The sequence below is a fragment of the Telluria sp. AZSoR62 genome (assembly GCF_058111565.1).
The window spans coordinates 1-267 of sequence record NZ_JBYTST010000336.1 but is presented as its reverse complement, the minus strand read 5'-3'; the positions used below and the strand labels follow the sequence as shown (position 1 = coordinate 267).

The window sequence follows — 267 nt, the reverse complement described above, 5'->3', positions numbered from 1 at the left end:
ATCGCCTTCAAGTTGAACGACATGAAGATCGATCCGTACATCCGCACCAAGGGTGAGCGCGCCGGGGAGCCGGGAGCGAGCCTGGAATCGACGCTGATCCACATCGGTCTGATCAAGATCGACGGCACCCAGGTCTATCCGACGAGCCAGGCGCAAGCCGAGGCGCCGCAGGCCGAGGACGCACCCGCGCCCGAAGCCGAGGATGCCGCCGACACCGCTGCCGACCAGCCTATCGAGTCCGCCGAGCGCGAGCCCGCAGGTGAAGTC

Annotated in this window: 1 protein-coding gene; it reads left to right on the top strand. The window is 66.7% G+C overall.

What is annotated here, in order from left to right:
- Positions 1–267 (top strand): DUF3577 domain-containing protein (locus tag AC3XQU_RS24035; protein WP_489876641.1); only part of this gene is annotated, 267 nt, incomplete at both ends.